General features: G+C 61.5%; 15 protein-coding genes. 11 read left to right on the forward strand and 4 right to left on the reverse strand.

Features of this window, described 5'->3' with window-relative positions; genetic code table 11:
* Positions 1-3: 3 nt before the first annotated feature.
* The 3 genes from IFT59_RS17785 to IFT59_RS17795 form a co-directional block, all read right to left on the reverse strand.
* A complete protein-coding gene (locus tag IFT59_RS17785; RefSeq protein ID WP_192087673.1) occupies positions 4-1,146 on the reverse strand; it encodes an ABC transporter permease in 1,143 nt (380 codons plus the stop codon).
* Complete coding sequence (locus tag IFT59_RS17790; protein ID WP_113166896.1) at positions 1,146-2,228, reverse strand: microcin C ABC transporter permease YejB; 1,083 nt, start codon at positions 2,226-2,228, stop codon at positions 1,146-1,148. The genes IFT59_RS17785 and IFT59_RS17790 overlap by 1 nt, the downstream gene beginning before the upstream one ends.
* A gap of 201 nt (positions 2,229-2,429) precedes the next feature.
* On the reverse strand, positions 2,430-4,271 hold the full coding sequence (locus IFT59_RS17795) for an extracellular solute-binding protein (RefSeq protein WP_192087674.1): 1,842 nt from the start codon (positions 4,269-4,271) through the stop codon (positions 2,430-2,432).
* 177 nt (positions 4,272-4,448) lie between these two features.
* Here IFT59_RS17795 and mepA point away from each other — a divergent pair, with 177 nt between their 5' ends.
* The 6 genes from mepA (at position 4,449) to IFT59_RS17825 (ending at position 10,459) form a co-directional block, all read left to right on the forward strand.
* Positions 4,449-5,525 (forward strand): penicillin-insensitive murein endopeptidase, encoded by a 1,077-nt coding sequence (gene mepA / locus IFT59_RS17800; RefSeq protein WP_192087675.1) that lies wholly within the window; start codon positions 4,449-4,451, stop codon positions 5,523-5,525.
* A 101-nt stretch (positions 5,526-5,626) separates the two neighbouring features.
* Positions 5,627-6,001, forward strand: a complete 375-nt coding sequence (locus IFT59_RS17805) for a methylglyoxal synthase (protein ID WP_062454150.1) — start codon at positions 5,627-5,629, stop codon at positions 5,999-6,001.
* A 16-nt stretch (positions 6,002-6,017) separates the two neighbouring features.
* Complete coding sequence (locus IFT59_RS17810; protein WP_192087676.1) at positions 6,018-7,037, forward strand: glucokinase; 1,020 nt, start codon at positions 6,018-6,020, stop codon at positions 7,035-7,037.
* A 134-nt stretch (positions 7,038-7,171) separates the two neighbouring features.
* Positions 7,172-8,959: an ABC transporter ATP-binding protein gene (locus IFT59_RS17815; RefSeq protein WP_192087677.1), complete on the forward strand. Its 1,788-nt coding sequence runs from the start codon at positions 7,172-7,174 to the stop codon at positions 8,957-8,959.
* 23 nt (positions 8,960-8,982) lie between these two features.
* Complete coding sequence (dapB, locus tag IFT59_RS17820) at positions 8,983-9,801, forward strand: 4-hydroxy-tetrahydrodipicolinate reductase (protein WP_113166891.1); 819 nt, start codon at positions 8,983-8,985, stop codon at positions 9,799-9,801.
* 22 nt (positions 9,802-9,823) lie between these two features.
* A complete protein-coding gene (locus tag IFT59_RS17825) occupies positions 9,824-10,459 on the forward strand; it encodes a 2,3-bisphosphoglycerate-dependent phosphoglycerate mutase (RefSeq protein WP_113166890.1) in 636 nt (211 codons plus the stop codon).
* Between the two features lie 64 nt (positions 10,460-10,523).
* Here IFT59_RS17825 and phnF read toward each other — a convergent pair whose 3' ends face one another.
* Positions 10,524-11,249 carry a phosphonate metabolism transcriptional regulator PhnF gene (gene phnF / locus IFT59_RS17830; protein ID WP_192087678.1) on the reverse strand — a complete coding sequence of 242 codons (726 nt, stop codon included), beginning with the start codon at positions 11,247-11,249 and terminating at the stop codon, positions 10,524-10,526.
* A 99-nt stretch (positions 11,250-11,348) separates the two neighbouring features.
* On the opposite strand from phnF, the gene phnG reads away from it, so the two are divergent.
* From phnG to phnK, 5 genes are read left to right on the forward strand one after another with little or no spacing between them, the layout of a single operon-like run.
* Positions 11,349-11,822 (forward strand): phosphonate C-P lyase system protein PhnG, encoded by a 474-nt coding sequence (gene phnG, locus IFT59_RS17835; protein ID WP_192087679.1) that lies wholly within the window; start codon positions 11,349-11,351, stop codon positions 11,820-11,822.
* Positions 11,822-12,421, forward strand: a complete 600-nt coding sequence (gene phnH, locus IFT59_RS17840; protein ID WP_192087680.1) for a phosphonate C-P lyase system protein PhnH — start codon at positions 11,822-11,824, stop codon at positions 12,419-12,421. Before phnG ends, phnH begins: the two co-directional genes overlap by 1 nt.
* Before the next feature lie 20 nt (positions 12,422-12,441).
* Positions 12,442-13,548 (forward strand): carbon-phosphorus lyase complex subunit PhnI, encoded by a 1,107-nt coding sequence (locus IFT59_RS17845; RefSeq protein ID WP_192087681.1) that lies wholly within the window; start codon positions 12,442-12,444, stop codon positions 13,546-13,548.
* Positions 13,545-14,429: an alpha-D-ribose 1-methylphosphonate 5-phosphate C-P-lyase PhnJ gene (locus IFT59_RS17850; protein WP_192087682.1), complete on the forward strand. Its 885-nt coding sequence runs from the start codon at positions 13,545-13,547 to the stop codon at positions 14,427-14,429. Before IFT59_RS17845 ends, IFT59_RS17850 begins: the two co-directional genes overlap by 4 nt.
* A complete protein-coding gene (gene phnK / locus IFT59_RS17855) occupies positions 14,426-15,202 on the forward strand; it encodes a phosphonate C-P lyase system protein PhnK (RefSeq protein ID WP_062578633.1) in 777 nt (258 codons plus the stop codon). Before IFT59_RS17850 ends, phnK begins: the two co-directional genes overlap by 4 nt.
* Positions 15,203-15,209: the final 7 nt, after the last annotated feature.

Below are 15,209 nucleotides of genomic sequence, written 5' to 3' on the forward strand. Positions count from 1 at the left end.
GTTTCACCCAAACGTCTTTCTCGGATCGAAGGCATCGCGCACCGCCTCGCCGATGAAGATCAGCAGCGACATCATGATCGACATCGTGAAGAAGGCCGTGAGGCCGAGCCATGGAGCCTGAAGGTTGTTCTTGCCCTGGGCGATCATTTCACCGAGCGACGGCGATCCAGCCGGCATGCCGAGGCCGAGAAAATCGAGCGAGGTCAGTGTCGCGATGGAGCCCGACAGGATGAAGGGAAGGAAGGTCAGGGTGGCGACCATCGCATTCGGCAAAAGGTGCCGATACATGATCGTGGCATTGCCGACCCCCAAAGCGCGGGCGGCCCGGACATATTCGAAATTGCGGGCGCGCAGGAATTCCGCTCGCACCACGCCGACAAAGCCCACCCAGGAGAAGAGAAGCATGATGCCGAGGAGCACAAAGAAGCCCGGCGGCAGGATGGCTGCGATGATCAGCAGGATATAAAGGACCGGCATCGATGACCAGATCTCGATGAAGCGCTGCATCAGAAGATCGACCCAGCCTCCGAAATAGCCCTGGATGGCGCCTGAGGTCACGCCGATAACGGCCGAACAGATGGTGAGTGCCAGGCCGAACAGGACGGAGAGACGGAAACCGTAGATCATCCGCGCCATCACGTCGCGCGCCTGATCATCCGTGCCGAGCCAGTTGAGATTGCCGAGGCTGCAATTGGGATCCTGCGCTCCTTGCGGATAGGCCTTGCAGCGTTCATCGGCAGACATCAGCCAGAACGGTTTTGTCGGGGCCGAGTGGGGGATCTGCGAATTCACCGTCTGATAGGAATAGCGGATCGGCGGCCAGATCATCCAGCCATTGGCCTCGATTTCCTGCTGGATGAAGTCGGAGCGGTAATCCGTCGTGGCGAGGAAGCCGCCGAATTTCTCTTCCGGATAATCGATCATCACAGGATAGAGGATCTCGCCCTTGTAGGACGCGATGATCGGCCGGTCATTGGCGATGAACTCGGCGGAAAGCGCCAGAACGAACAGGACCAGGAAGATCCAGAAGGACCAGAAGCCGCGCTTGTTGGCACGGAAATTGGCGAGCCGTCGCCGATTGGTCGGCGACATCAGCGGGCGCTTGACGGGCACTGTTTCAGGCACGGTCGCGGCAGGTGTCTGCATCACACGTCCCTCCGCTCGAAATCGATGCGCGGATCGATCCAGGTATAGACGAGGTCGGAGATCAGGCTGACGACAAGGCCCATCAGCGAGAAGATGTAGAGCGTGCCGAACACGATCGGGTAATCGCGGTTGATGATGGAGAGGTAACCGAGGCGGCCGAGCCCATCCAGCGAGAAGATGTTCTCAATGAGCAGCGAGCCGGTGAAGAAGGCCGAGATAAAGGCGCTCGGGAACCCGGCGATGACGATCAGCATGGCGTTGCGGAAGACGTGGCCATAGAGCACCTGGCGCTCGTTGAGACCCTTGGCCCTGGCGGTCGTGACATACTGTTTCTTGATCTCGTCGATAAAGGAATTCTTGGTCAGAAGCGTCGTCGTGGCGAAGGCTGATAGCGACAGCGCGATCAGCGGCAGGGTCAGGTGCCAAAAATAGTCGATGATCTTCTGCCACCAGGTGAGCTGGTCGAAATTATCAGAGACGAGACCGCGCAAGGGGAACCAGTCGAGGAAGGATCCGCCTGCGAACATCACGATCAACAGGATGCCGAACAGGAAGCCCGGAACCGCATAGCCGACGATGACGATGCCCGACGTCCAGACGTCGAAGGTCGAGCCGTCCTTGACCGCCTTGCGAATGCCGAGCGGGATCGAGATCAGATAGGACACGATCAGAATCCAGAAACCGAGCGAGATCGACACCGGCAGCTTGTCGATGATCAGGTCGATCACGGACGTGTTGCGGAAGAAGCTTTCGCCGAAATCAAAGCGCGCGTAGTTCCACATCATGTCGAGGAAGCGGGTGAGTGGCGGTTTGTCGAAACCGAACTGCTGCTCGAGCTTCTTGATGAATTCCGGATCGAGCCCCTGGGCGCCGCGATAGCGCGATTCATCGCCACCGCCGCCCTGGCCCATCATATCGCCACCACCGGACAGGCGGTCGCCGCTATCCTGTCCCTGAACCTGCGCAATGATCTGCTCGACAGGCCCGCCGGGCGCGAACTGCACGACAAGGAAGGAGATTGCCATGATACCGACCAGCGTCGGGATCATCAGCAGCAGGCGACGAAGAATATAGGCGCCCATCAGAGCACCCTGCTTTGCGGCTGCGGCCCGACGCCGGACAAAACTCCGGACGCACGTCCGCTTCGCACGTCTGCTGGGACTGCTCTCGCATCACCGAAATCCGGCGCAGGGGTCAAACGGCAATCCTCATCGTAGGTGCGAATCAATCGGGTCATTTGGAACAGGTGCGCAGAAGCCGCGCAAGCCCGTCAGTTTCTATGATCACTTCTTGGCCGCGGTCGACGACCATGTCGAGGGGAAGCCGATACCATATTCCGGCAGCTTTGCCGGATGGGTGATCCGGTTCCAGTAGGCGACCTTGGCTTCGCCGGAGTAGAAGAGCGGAACCACGTAACGTTTTGCCAGCAACACGCGATCCATCGCCTTGACCGCAGCCACCTGGTCGTCACGGTTCGGCGCGAAGACGACTTTCTTGATCAGGGTATCGACTGCCGGATCGGCGATGCCGGCAAAGTTGCGCGAGCCATTGCGATCGACCGACTCCGATCCCCAGTAATCCGCCTGTTCGTTGCCGGGGTTCATCGATTGTCCCCATACGTTCCAGATCATGTCGTAATCGAAGCTGCGGGTTCGATTGATATACTGCGAGGAATCAACGGTGCGAAGCCGTGCCTCCACCCCGATCTTTTTCAGACTTGCCACGAAGGGATTGACGGTACGCTCCAGCGAGGCGCTGCCGAGCAGGATCTCGAAACTCATCGGCTGTCCGGTTTTGGCATTGACCATCCGGTTGCCTTTCAACTCCCAGCCCGCCTCTTTGAAAAGGCTGATTGCCTTGCGCAGATTGTCACGAACCTTGTTGGGGTCGCCACCGACCGGATTTGTAAACGGGGTGGTGAAGACCGATGGGGGAACCTGGTCCTTCACTTCGTTCAGGATCTCAAGCTCGCGTCCCTGCGGCAGACCGGACGAAGCAAGTTCGGTTCCCCAGAAGAAACTATCGACACGCTTGAGACCACCAAAGGCGAGGTTCTTGTTCAAATCTTCAAAATCGAGCGCGTAATTCAGTGCCTCACGGACCCTCGCGTCCTTGAACATATCGCGCCGGCCATTCGGCACGAGCGCCTGCATGATGCCGCTTGCCCTGAATGGATTGGCGAGCGCTTCCTTTTTGATGCGCCCGTCCTTCACAGCGTCGAAATCATAGCGGGTGACCCACCGGCTGGAACTGTTTTCCTGCCGGTAATCGATCGTGCCGGCTCGGAAAGCCTCGAACTCGACATCGGCATCGGAGAAATAGGTGTAGCTGACGGTCCTGAAATTATTCTGGCCGAGGTTGATGGGCAGGTCTTTACCCCAGTAGTCGTCGCGCAGTTCGAAGCGGATGGCGGATCCGGGCTGCACCGAAGCGATCTTGTAGGGCCCGGACGCCATCGTGGGCTCAAGCGTCGTGCGGGAAATGTCGCGTTGCTTGCCGGCCGCATCCTTGCCTTCCCACCAATGTTTCGGGAGGATGGGGAAGTCACCGACGATAGATGGCAGCTCGCGATTGTTTTCCTGGTCAAACCGGAAGGTTACTTCGCGGTCGCCGGTCTTCTCGACGCTTGCGACATGGCGATAATAGCCGGAATACATGGCACTCAGCTCCTTGAGCTTCGCCATGCTGAAGATAACGTCCTCCGGCGTGACCGGCTGACCGTCAGCCCATGTCGCTTCCGCTCGCAGCCTGAACGTAGCAGTCGACATGTTCTCCGGATAAGACACCGCTTCGGCCAGGAGACCATAGGTGCTGAAGACCTCGTCCTCGGACCGTTTCATCAGCGTGTCGTAAATCATACCGACACCGGCTGCGGAAGCTCCGCGGTCTATCGCCGGGTTGAGGTTGTCGAACGTCCCCTCATCCGCCAGACGCAGTTCGCCTGCCTTCGGAGCGTTGAGATCCACATAGGGCAGTTGCTTGAAATCTGGGCGCAGAGCAAGATCGCCGATGACGGCGATCCCATGCCGCCATCTGGTGCCTGCATCCTGTGCCGCAACGGATGTGCCAATGACCGCGACGGCTGCCACGGTTACAAAACCCATCTTCCACCAAGCCAAGCCCATGCAACATCCCTTTGTCATTCGTGTTGCAGTGAAGCATAGGGCAAATAACAGCAAAAGACAGGCAGCCGCTGTCACAAGCGATTTATCCGCGAAATCCGGCAGCGGATGCGATCTCCATTTCAACAAAATCGCATTCCACGGTAGAAGAAGGACTGATTTGATTTGCGGCGGATGTGCATGAGACCGATTTCTAAGACCATTCTGGGCCTGGCTGCTGCCGCTTTGTTTTGCGGCGCGATTTCCGAACCGACGTTCGCCCAGGAAGAAAAGACTGCAAAACAGCTTTTCGGATCCGTGAAACTGCCCAACCGAGGCGATGCCGAACCGCTCGGCTTTTATGCCAAGGGCTGCCAGTCCGGCGCCGTGGCCCTGCCGACGGACGGGCCGACCTGGCAGGCGATGCGCCTTTCGCGCAATCGCCGCTGGGGCAATCCGGCGATGATCTCCCTGCTGGAACAGTTCTCACGCGATGCGGCCGGTCTCGGCTGGGGCACGGGCATTCTGGTGGGTGACATCTCGATGCCGCGCGGCGGCCCGATGCCAAGCGGCCATGCCTCGCACCAGATCGGGCTCGATGCCGACATCTGGTTCACGCCGAAGCCGCAGCGGCCACTTTCGCCGGCGCAGCGCGAAGACATTCCGTTCACCTCGATGCTCGACAAGAGCAAGTTCCTGACGGTCGACAGCCGCCGCTGGAGCCCCACCCATGCCCGTCTGGTGATGCAGGCTGCCAGCTATCCGCAGGTGCAGCGCGTTTTCGTCAATCCGGCAATCAAGAAGAAGCTGTGCGAGACCTGGACCGGCGACCGGAGCCTGCTTGGCAAGGTGCGGCCGGTTTACGGCCACGACGAACACTTTCATATCCGCATGAACTGCCCGCCGGGCGCTGCCGGCTGCGAACGCCAGGCATCGACGCCTTCCACCGACGACTGCAACAGCAAGGCGCTTGCCTGGTGGTTTACCAAGGAGCCTTGGGCGCCGCCGAAGCCTGCGGATCCGAACAAGAAGCCGGTAAAGCCGCGCCAGGTCATGCTGTCCAACCTTCCCAAGGCCTGCGCTGCGGTTCTTAGCGCCCCCTCCCGCTCCGAGCAGGACGCGACTTTCCAGGGTGGTGGCCAGGGTGGCGGCGGGATGGCCTACTCGCCATCGGTACCGCTTCCTGCCGCGGCCAGCAGTCTGGATACGATGACGGACGCCGATATGCCCGGCCCGGGCTCCGACGTTCCGCTGCCGAGCCCGCGTCCTTCGCGCTGACCGGGATTCCGTCGGGACCATCTTTTCTTCCCGCCGGAGGCAGGCTAGAAGGCCAGCATCAATCGCCAGCAATCCGATCGACGGCTTTGCAGAGGAATTCCATGTCGACGCTTCCCTGCATCGCGCTTATTGCCCACGACCTGAAGAAGGACGAGATGGCGGAATTTGCGCGCCGGCATCAGGCGGCACTATCCAAGTTTCGCATCGTCGCGACCGGTACGACCGGCGGCCGCGTTCTTGAAGCTGCTCCCAATCTCGATGTCACCCGTTTGAAAAGCGGTCCGCTTGGCGGGGACCAGCAGATCGGCGCGATGATCGCAACCGGCGAAGTGGGCATGCTGATCTTCTTCATCGATCCGCTGAGTGCCCTTCCCCATGACGTCGACGTCAAGGCGCTGACACGGCTTGCGACGGTCTACGATATTCCGATGGCGCTCAACCGCGCCACGGCCGAAAAGCTTGTTGATTTCCAGTAGGAGGAGAGAATTCGCCATGGCTGAAGTGCAACCGCACACATTCGCCTTCCCGATCCTGATCGGCGATATCGGCGGCACCAATGCCCGCTTCTCCATCCTCGTCGATGCAACGAGTGCGCCGGATCAGTTCCCGCATGTGCAGACGGCCGACTACGAGACGATCGACGATGCGATCGCCGATGTCGTCCTGAAGAACTCCGTGCACAAGCCACGCAGCGCGATCCTTGCTGTCGCCGGCCCGATCGATGGTGACGAGATCGACCTCACCAACTGCGACTGGATCGTGCGTCCGAAAAAGATGATCGGCGAACTTGGCTTCGATACGGTTCTCGTGCTCAACGATTTCGAGGCGCAGGCACTGGCTGTCGCTTCGCTCACTGCAGCCGACCGCCAGCCGATCGGTCCGATCGCCGAAGCGACCGAGGCTTCGCGCGTTGTCTTGGGTCCCGGGACAGGTCTCGGCGTTGCAGGGCTTGTCCATGCCCGTAACACCTGGTTCCCGGTTCCCGGCGAAGGTGGGCATGTGGATATCGGTCCGCGTTCGAAGCGGGATTTCGAGATCTTCCCGCATCTGCGTCGCATCGACGGCCGGGTGTCCGCTGAGGAAATCATTTCCGGACGCGGTCTTCTCAACATCTACAACGCCGTCTGCACTGCCGATGGCATCGCCCCGAGCCTGGACGCTCCGCCCGAAGTAACCGAACAGGGACTTTCCGGCGAAAACCCGCAGGCTGCCGAAACGATCGAGCTTTTCGTCCGCTATCTTGGTCGCCTTGCCGGTGACCTCGCGCTCATCTTCATGGCACGCGGCGGCGTCTTCCTCGGTGGCGGCATCTCGCCGCGGATCCTTGATGCATTGACGAAGCCCGCGTTTCGTGAAGAGTTCGAAGACAAGGCGCCGCACAACGAGCTGATGAAGACCATTCCGACCTTCGTCGTCACGCATCCGCAGGCGGCCCTTGCCGGTCTCGCCAGCTTTGCGCGCTCGCCTGCGACCTACGGAATTGCGCTGGAAGGCCGTTGCTGGCAGCGGTAGTTGCGCCGGGCCGACGTGCCCGAATGCAACAGCGCGATGGAATCACCCGCGATTGGCTGGCAAAAGCCTGCCCAAGCGTTTAATAGCGCCTTCGGAAATATACTCCGGCATGACGCCGAAACGGGAACGCCCTATTGAACGCCGCAAAAGACAAGAAGCGCCACGTGGATTCCGTCACCATCGTGAGCGTGCTCAAGCGGGTGATCGCCGAGAATGGCCGGGATCACGTGCGATCCTACGCGTTTGCAATATCCTGCCTGGTGATGGTCGCCCTTTCGACAGCCTTCACGGCGTGGATCATGGAAAAGGTCGTCAACGAGGCGTTCGCCAACAAGCGGGCGGATATCGTCTGGCTGATCTGCGGATCGATCCTCGCCGCCTTCGTGCTGCGCGGCTTTGCCACCTACGGCCAGGCCGTGACGCTGTCGAAGATCGGCAACAATATCGTCGCCCGCTATCAGCGCCGGATCTACTCGCACCTGATGTCGCTGTCGGTCGGCTTCTTTGCCGAAGCCCGATCCGCCCATCTTGCTGCCCAGATCAGCCAGAACATCAACGGCGTTCGTGACGTCCTCAACCTGACGGTCACCTCCACGGCGCGCGATCTCCTGACGCTGGTCGCGCTGATCGGGGTGATGGTGACGAAGGACTGGGTCCTGTCGCTCATCGTCTTTGCCGTCGCACCGCCGCTTCTCTATGCGCTACGCTACGTTTCCAAACGCCTTCGCGCCGCCACAAGAGAGGCTGTTGAACAGAACAGCCGCGTGCTTGGCGCCATGCAGGAAACCATCCAGGGCATCGCCGTGGTCAAAGCTTTCACGATGGAAGGCGAACTCGACAGCAAGGTGAGCCGCATCATCAAAGCGGCAGAAGGCCGCGCCAACCGTATCGCCCGTCTGTCGGAGCGCACGTCGCCGCTGACGGAAACCTTTGCCGGCTTTGCGATCTCCAGCGTGCTGGCCTATGCGGCGTTCCGCTCGATCTATGACAACGTACCTCCAGGCGCTTTCTTTGCCTTCGTCACCGCGCTGCTGATGGCCTATGACCCGGCACGACGGCTGGCCAAGCTGCAGGTGCAGCTCGACCGTGCCGTCGTCAACGCGCAGATGATTTATGCCCTTCTCGATATGCAGCCGGCACAGCGGGAAATGGTTGGCGCCAAGGATCTCGTGGTCGACAAGGCGCGCGTCGAACTGAAGAACGTCGTGTTCTCCTATGGCAGTGGCAACCCGATCCTGCGCGGCGTCGATCTTGTGGCCGAAGGCGGCCAGACGACGGCTCTGGTCGGACCATCGGGCGCCGGCAAATCGACGATCATCAGCCTCATTCCGCGTTTCTACGACCCGGCGGAAGGTGCAATCCTGATCGACGGGCAAAACATTGCCGAGGTCACCAAGTCGTCGCTGCGCCATCAGCTCGCCTATGTCTCGCAGCAGCCCTACCTGTTCGAAGGCACCATCCGCGACAACATCCGCTACGGCCGGCCGGAAGCGACGGATGCCGAAGTCGAAGAGGCAGCAAGACTTGCCTATGCCCACGACTTTATCCTGGCGCAGCCGCTCGGTTATGAAACGCCTGTCGGCGAAAACGGCATGAGCCTCTCCGGCGGCCAGCGGCAGCGGCTTTCGATTGCCCGCGCACTGGTGCGGAATGCGCCGATCCTGCTGCTCGACGAAGCGACGTCTGCGCTCGACAACGAGTCCGAGGCCGCCGTTCAGAAGGCGCTTGATACCGCCATGCGCGGACGCACCGTCATCGTCATCGCGCATCGTCTTTCCACCGTCGTCAAGGCTGACAAGATCATCGTGATGCACGAAGGCCGGGTGATGGAAGAAGGCACGCATGAGGTTCTTGCGCAGCGCAAGGACGGGCTCTACGCTCGCCTCAACAACCTGCAACTGCCCGTCAAAGATTTTTCGTAAACTCTCTAGGAAACCCGTCGCCCATGGCCGCAAACGACATGAAGCTTGTAGTGGTTGGCGCGGCAGGCCGTATGGGCCAGGCCCTGATCCGGATCATCCACGAGACCGACGGCGTCACGCTTCATGCCGCAATCGAACGGGAAGGCTCAGCTTTCGTCGGCAAGGATGCCGGTGATCTTGCCGGAACCGGGCCGCTTGGCGTCATCGTCACCACCGATCCCCTGAAGGCGTTTCTCGACGCCGATGGCGTTCTGGATTTCACGGCACCCGCAGCAAGCGTGACGTTTGCCGGGCTCGCCGCACAGGCGCGCATCGTGCATGTGATCGGCACGACCGGCTGCGGACCGGAGCACGAGGAAAAATTCGAGGCTGCCGCCCGGCATGCACGGGTCGTGAAGTCCGGCAACATGAGCCTTGGCGTCAATCTGCTCGGCGTGCTGACGCGCGATGCGGCGAAAGCGCTTCCTGCTATTGGCTGGGATATCGAAATCGTCGAGATGCACCACAAGCACAAGGTGGATGCGCCATCCGGCACCGCGCTGCTGCTTGGCGAGGCAGCGGCTGCCGGGCGTGGCATCGATCTTGCCACGCAATCGGTTCGGGTGCGCGACGGCCATACCGGCCCCCGCCCCGCCGGCACGATCGGCTTTGCGACGCTTCGCGGCGGCTCCGTTGTCGGCGATCATTCGGTCATTCTTGCCGGCGAAGGTGAGCTGGTGACGCTGTCGCACAGTGCCCGCGACCGTTCGATCTTCGCGCGCGGCGCGGTGACTGCGGCCGTCTGGGCGCGCGACGAAAAGCCGGGTTTCTATTCCATGCTCGACGTTCTCGGGCTTTCTTGACACTATCGGAGGAATTCATTTCATGAGCGGTACACTCGTCCTCGTTCGCCACGGCCAGAGCGACTGGAACCTGAAGAACCTTTTCACCGGCTGGAAGGATCCCGAGCTTACACCGCTCGGCATTCAGGAAGCCGAGACCGGCGGCCAGGCGCTTGCCGATACCGGCATCAAGTTCGATATCGCCTTCACCTCCGACCTCAAGCGCGCCCAGGATACGCTGAAGATCGTGCTCGACAAGCTCGGCCAGACCGAGCTCGAAACCATCCGCGATCAGGCCCTGAACGAGCGCGACTACGGCGATCTCTCCGGTCTCAACAAGGACGACGCGCGGGCGAAGTGGGGCGAAGAACAGGTGCATATCTGGCGCCGCTCCTACGACATCCCGCCACCGGGCGGCGAGAGCCTGCGCGACACCGGTGCCCGCGTATGGCCCTATTACATGACCGAGATCCTGCCGCGCGTACTGCGCGGCGAGAAGGTTCTCGTTGCCGCCCACGGCAATTCGCTGCGCTCGCTCGTGATGGTTCTTGATCGTCTCAGCAAGGAAGAGATCCTCAAGCTCAACCTCGCGACCGGTGTGCCGATGGTCTACGTGCTGAACGCGGATTCGACCGTCGCTTCCAAGAAGGTTCTGGGCGACATGTCGGCCGCCCACTAAGAAGCGCCAAGTCTTCAAGATCGCGCCGGCTCGCATGGACAATGCGGGCCGGCGTTTGCATTTGTCAGTTTTCGATCGTGAACTGCACCATGTCGGCCGGAAAGCGGCTGATCGCATACTGAACGGGAACGCCATCCGGATCTGCGTTCAACGCGCGCGTTACCAGCATGATCGCACCCGGCGACAATTCCAGATCTGCAAGGTCGGCGCTTTCGGCGTGGACCGCCGTAACCTCGGTCGAGACGCGGAGATAGTCGGTCAGGCCGATTGCCGCGAAGGCTGCGGTTATGGAGCCGCTCTCGCGATAGGCCTCTGCGATCCCTGAAAAGCGATCGGCCGGGAACCAGGCGGTTGCCCGTGAGACCGGACGGCGATCCGCTTTGCGCAAGGTTTCAAGCCGGATCACGGCAGCACCGACAGCAAGCTGCAGGCGCGACGCCAGGTCCGGTGTCGCCGGTTCCTCGGATGCCGCCAGCAGCAGACCTTCCTTTTCTTTCGCCTGATCGCCGATGCCCTCGCTGAACCGGGTTCGCCTGGAAATCGGAAAATTCAGCCGCTCCTTGCGCTCGATCAGCGTTCCCCGGCCCTGAACGGCCCGCACAATGCCCTCCTGCGCCAGCGCTGCCAGCGCGCTTCTCACCGTATGGCGGTTCACGCCGAACTCCGCCGCCAGCGAGATCTCCGGCGGCACCTTGCCGGTCGCGTCGTAATCGCCGTTTGCGATCGCCGTGCGGATGCGGTCGGCTATCTGCCGCCACAACGCGACGCCACTCTGCCTTTGAACAATCACCCGATCAGCACCCCTGTCACACGCTTGTTATACGCCAGCTTTATTGGTACATGTAATTTGTATGGTTGTCTATATAAATAGACATTTAGGAGATGGCCGATGGATCTTGCGGGAAATCACAAGCCGTTGACGGAACCGGAAAAACGGCGCCGCTGCATCGAGCTTCTGGCGCAGACATCCTGCGACGAATTGAAGACCGCCTGGGACGGGCTATCGGAAAAACCAACCGTCAAGCCGGTGCGCGGACCGGAAACCGGTCTGGTGATGGTTCGCGGCCGGATCGGTGGCGGCGGCTCGCCCTTCAATCTCGGCGAAGCAACGGTAACCCGCGCGACCATCCTCCTTGCCTCCGGCACGGCCGGCCACGCCCAGGCGCTCGGCACGGACAAGGAGAAAGCGCGGCTGTCTGCGATCTTCGATGCGCTGTGGCAGGAAGCAGAAACCCGCGTTTTCGTCGAAACGGCGCTTCTTTCACCGACGGAAAGCCGCATCGCCACTGACGACAGACAGAAAGCCGAAGAGACCGCGGCGACCCGCGTCGACTTCTTCACAATGGTACGGGGAGACGATTGATGGCCCTTCATGCACAAGCCCTCGCCGGCGGGTTTACCGACCCGGTCTTCCAATCCCAGACCGTTTTCAAAACGCTGATGGATGGCATGGCGCGGCCCGGAACAATCTACGACGCCGCGCTCCAGGCCGGCCAGCCGGAACCGCTCGGCAATGCTGCCGGCGCGATTGCGCTTACGCTCTGCGATCACGACACGCCCGTCTGGCTGAGCGCCGGTCTTGCAAAGTCTGCCATGCCGGAATGGATCGGCTTCCATACGGGTGCACCGATCACCCGCGAAAAGGCGCAAAGCAGCTTCGCCTTTATCGAGTCAGGCACGGCACCCTCTTCCTTCGGCCTGTTTGCCGCAGGCACCCAGGAATACCCGGATCGATCCACGACACTGATCCTCGAGGTCTCAGCTCTTGGCGACGGCGAAGAACTGAGCCTGATCGGACCGGGGATCCTCGGCACACGGACGGTCGCGGTCGCGGGACTGCCGGATATGTTCGGGAGGCTCTGGGACGACAACAGGGCGCTCTTTCCCCGCGGAGTCGACGTCATCCTCACCGCCGGAGCGCAGTTCCTGTGCCTGCCGCGCACCACCCGGATTGCCGGCTGAGCCGAAGGAGATCAAAACCCATGTATGTTGCAGTCAAGGGTGGCGAGGCCGCCATTACCAACGCTCACGCATTGCTTGCCGACCGCCGTCGCGGCGACCGGTCGGTTCCTGCACTCACGATCGAGCAGATCGCCGAACAGCTTGGTCTTGCCGTCGATCGGGTGATGGCGGAAGCCTCGCTCTATGACCGGTCGCTCGCAGCGCTTGCGGTGCGCCAGTCGCGTGGCGATCTGATCGAGGCGATCTTCCTGCTTCGCGCTTACCGCACCACGCTGCCCCGCTTCGGTTCTTCCGTTCCGGTCGATACCGCAGCCATGAAGGTCGAGCGGCGCGTGTCGGCAACCTACAAGGATCTGCCGGGCGGCCAGCTGCTTGGTCCCACCTTCGACTACACCCATCGTCTTCTTGATCCCTCGCTGCTGACGGGTGAGGCGATCGCCGATCCTGCACGCAGGCAGGCGTCCGGCGAGGAGATCATGCGCGTTTCCGACATTCTTGCACGCGAAGGGCTGATCGAGCCGGACGGCGACCTGCCCGATGACCATGCGGCCGCAGACCTGACCCGCGAGCCGCTGGAATTTCCGATGGGCCGCGATCTGAGGCTGCAGGCTCTGGCCCGCGGCGACGAGGGCTTTCTGTTGGCGCTCGGCTACTCCACCCAGCGCGGCTATGGCCGCAACCACCCGTTCGTCGGCGAGATCCGGATCGGCGAGGTGGAGGTGGAAATGGACATGCCGGAACTCGGCTTCCCGGTCTCGCTCGGGCGCATCCAGCTGACCGAGTGCCAGATGATCAACCAGTTCAAAGGCTCCTCCATAGCGCCACCGCAGTTCACCCGCGGCTACGGGCTCGTGTTCGGGCAGAGCGAGCGCAAGGCGATGTCGATGTCGCTGGTGGATCGCGCCCTTCGCGCCGAAGAGCTTGGCGAGGACATTACCGCGCCGGCGCAGGACGAGGAATTCGTCATTTCGCACTCCGACAACGTGCAGGCGACGGGCTTCGTCGAACACCTGAAACTGCCCCATTACGTCGACTTCCAGGCGGAGCTTGCCATGGTGCGCAAGATGCGCGCCGAGATTGAGGCCGCTCGCCACGGCGATACCGAGATGAAGGATGCTGCTGAATGAGTGCCGATCTCGCCACCTACAATTTCGCCTATCTGGACGAACAGACGAAACGGATGATCCGCCGGGCGATCCTGAAAGCGATCGCCATACCCGGCTATCAGGTGCCGTTTGCTTCGCGCGAAATGCCGATGCCCTATGGCTGGGGTACCGGCGGCGTGCAGGTGACGGCCGCGATCATCGGTCCTAACGACGTGCTCAAGGTCATCGACCAGGGCGCCGACGACACGACCAATGCGGTCTCCATCCGCGCCTTCTTCCAGAAGGTCGCCAATGTCGCGGTCACCACCCACACGAAGGACGCGACGATCATCCAGACGCGCCATCGCATTCCCGAACAGAAGCTGACCGAGGGCCAGGTGCTGGTCTATCAGGTCCCGATCCCGGAACCGCTGCGCTTCCTCGAGCCGCGCGAAACCGAGACCCGGAAAATGCATGCGCTCGAAGAATACGGACTGATGCATGTGAAGCTTTACGAGGACATTGCGCATAACGGCCGCATCTCCAAGACCTATGCCTATCCGGTCAAGGTCGACGGTCGGTATGTGATGGACCCCTCGCCGACCCCGAAATTCGACAATCCGAAAATGCACATGTCCGATGCGCTGCAGCTGTTCGGCGCCGGACGTGAAAAACGGATCTATGCGGTTCCGCCGCATACCGAGGTGGTCAGCCTGGATTTCGAGGACCATCCGTTCGAGATCCAGACATTCGAGCAGGATTGTGCACTCTGCGGCGCACACGGCGTCTATCTCGACGAAGTGGTGCTCGACGATCAGGGCGGGCGGATGTTCGTCTGCTCGGACACGGACCATTGCGAAGACCGCCGGGACCATGGCCATGTCGGCGAGATGCTCGCCCCCAGCAAGGAGGCAGCGGAATGAGCGACAATCCCCTTCTCAAAGTCAGCGGCGTGTCGAAATTCTACGGCAGCCGGATCGGTTGCCAGGATGTCAGTTTCGATCTCTGGCCGGGCGAAGTGCTGGCCATCGTCGGCGAATCCGGCTCCGGCAAGACGACGCTGCTCAATTGCCTGTCGACCCGGTTGATGCCGAGCGCCGGCAGTGTCGAATACCGGATGCGCGACGGCAACTTCCGCGATCTCTACCACATGAGCGAGGCCGAGCGGCGCTTCCTGATGCGCACCGACTGGGGTTTCGTTCACCAGAACCCGGCCGATGGTTTGCGCATGACGGTATCGGCGGGCGCCAATGTCGGTGAACGGCTGATGGCAGTCGGTGACCGCCACTACGGCAAGATCCGCGAGACGGCGACCGACTGGCTGGGACGCGTGGAAATTTCCGCCGACCGCATCGACGACCAGCCGCGCGCCTTTTCCGGCGGCATGCGCCAACGCCTGCAGATCGCCCGCAATCTCGTCACGGGTCCGCGGCTCGTGTTCATGGACGAACCGACCGGCGGCCTCGACGTCTCGGTGCAGGCAAGACTGCTCGACCTTGTGCGCGGGCTCGTCAACGATCTCGGTCTCTCGGCCATTGTCGTCACCCATGATCTCGCAGTCGCCCGACTTCTCTCGCACCGGATGATGGTGATGAAGGACGGTCATGTCATCGAACAGGGGCTCACCGACCGTGTTCTCGACGACCCGCGCGAGCCCTACACGCAGTTGCTCGTTTCCTCGATTCTCCAGGTATAGGACAGAC

The organism is Rhizobium sp. CFBP 8752, from assembly GCF_014842035.1.
In the GTDB taxonomy this organism is placed as follows: Bacteria; Pseudomonadota; Alphaproteobacteria; order Rhizobiales; family Rhizobiaceae; genus Neorhizobium; species Neorhizobium soli.

Excerpts from the sequence above, each read along its gene's own strand:
- mepA (WP_192087675.1), top strand. The coding sequence starts at position 4,449 with ATGAGACCGATTTCTAAGACCATTCTGGGCCTGGCTGCTGCCGCTTTG.
- phnG (WP_192087679.1), top strand. The coding sequence starts at position 11,349 with ATGGATCTTGCGGGAAATCACAAGCCGTTGACGGAACCGGAAAAACGG.
- IFT59_RS17790 (WP_113166896.1), bottom strand. The coding sequence starts at position 2,228 with ATGGGCGCCTATATTCTTCGTCGCCTGCTGCTGATGATCCCGACGCTG.
- IFT59_RS17785 (WP_192087673.1), bottom strand. The coding sequence starts at position 1,146 with ATGCAGACACCTGCCGCGACCGTGCCTGAAACAGTGCCCGTCAAGCGC.
- IFT59_RS17810 (WP_192087676.1), top strand. The coding sequence starts at position 6,018 with ATGGCTGAAGTGCAACCGCACACATTCGCCTTCCCGATCCTGATCGGC.
- IFT59_RS17825 (WP_113166890.1), top strand. The coding sequence starts at position 9,824 with ATGAGCGGTACACTCGTCCTCGTTCGCCACGGCCAGAGCGACTGGAAC.
- IFT59_RS17795 (WP_192087674.1), bottom strand. The coding sequence starts at position 4,271 with ATGGGCTTGGCTTGGTGGAAGATGGGTTTTGTAACCGTGGCAGCCGTC.
- dapB (WP_113166891.1), top strand. The coding sequence starts at position 8,983 with ATGGCCGCAAACGACATGAAGCTTGTAGTGGTTGGCGCGGCAGGCCGT.
- IFT59_RS17850 (WP_192087682.1), top strand. The coding sequence starts at position 13,545 with ATGAGTGCCGATCTCGCCACCTACAATTTCGCCTATCTGGACGAACAG.
- phnK (WP_062578633.1), top strand. The coding sequence starts at position 14,426 with ATGAGCGACAATCCCCTTCTCAAAGTCAGCGGCGTGTCGAAATTCTAC.
- IFT59_RS17845 (WP_192087681.1), top strand. The coding sequence starts at position 12,442 with ATGTATGTTGCAGTCAAGGGTGGCGAGGCCGCCATTACCAACGCTCAC.
- IFT59_RS17805 (WP_062454150.1), top strand. The coding sequence starts at position 5,627 with ATGTCGACGCTTCCCTGCATCGCGCTTATTGCCCACGACCTGAAGAAG.
- phnH (WP_192087680.1), top strand. The coding sequence starts at position 11,822 with ATGGCCCTTCATGCACAAGCCCTCGCCGGCGGGTTTACCGACCCGGTC.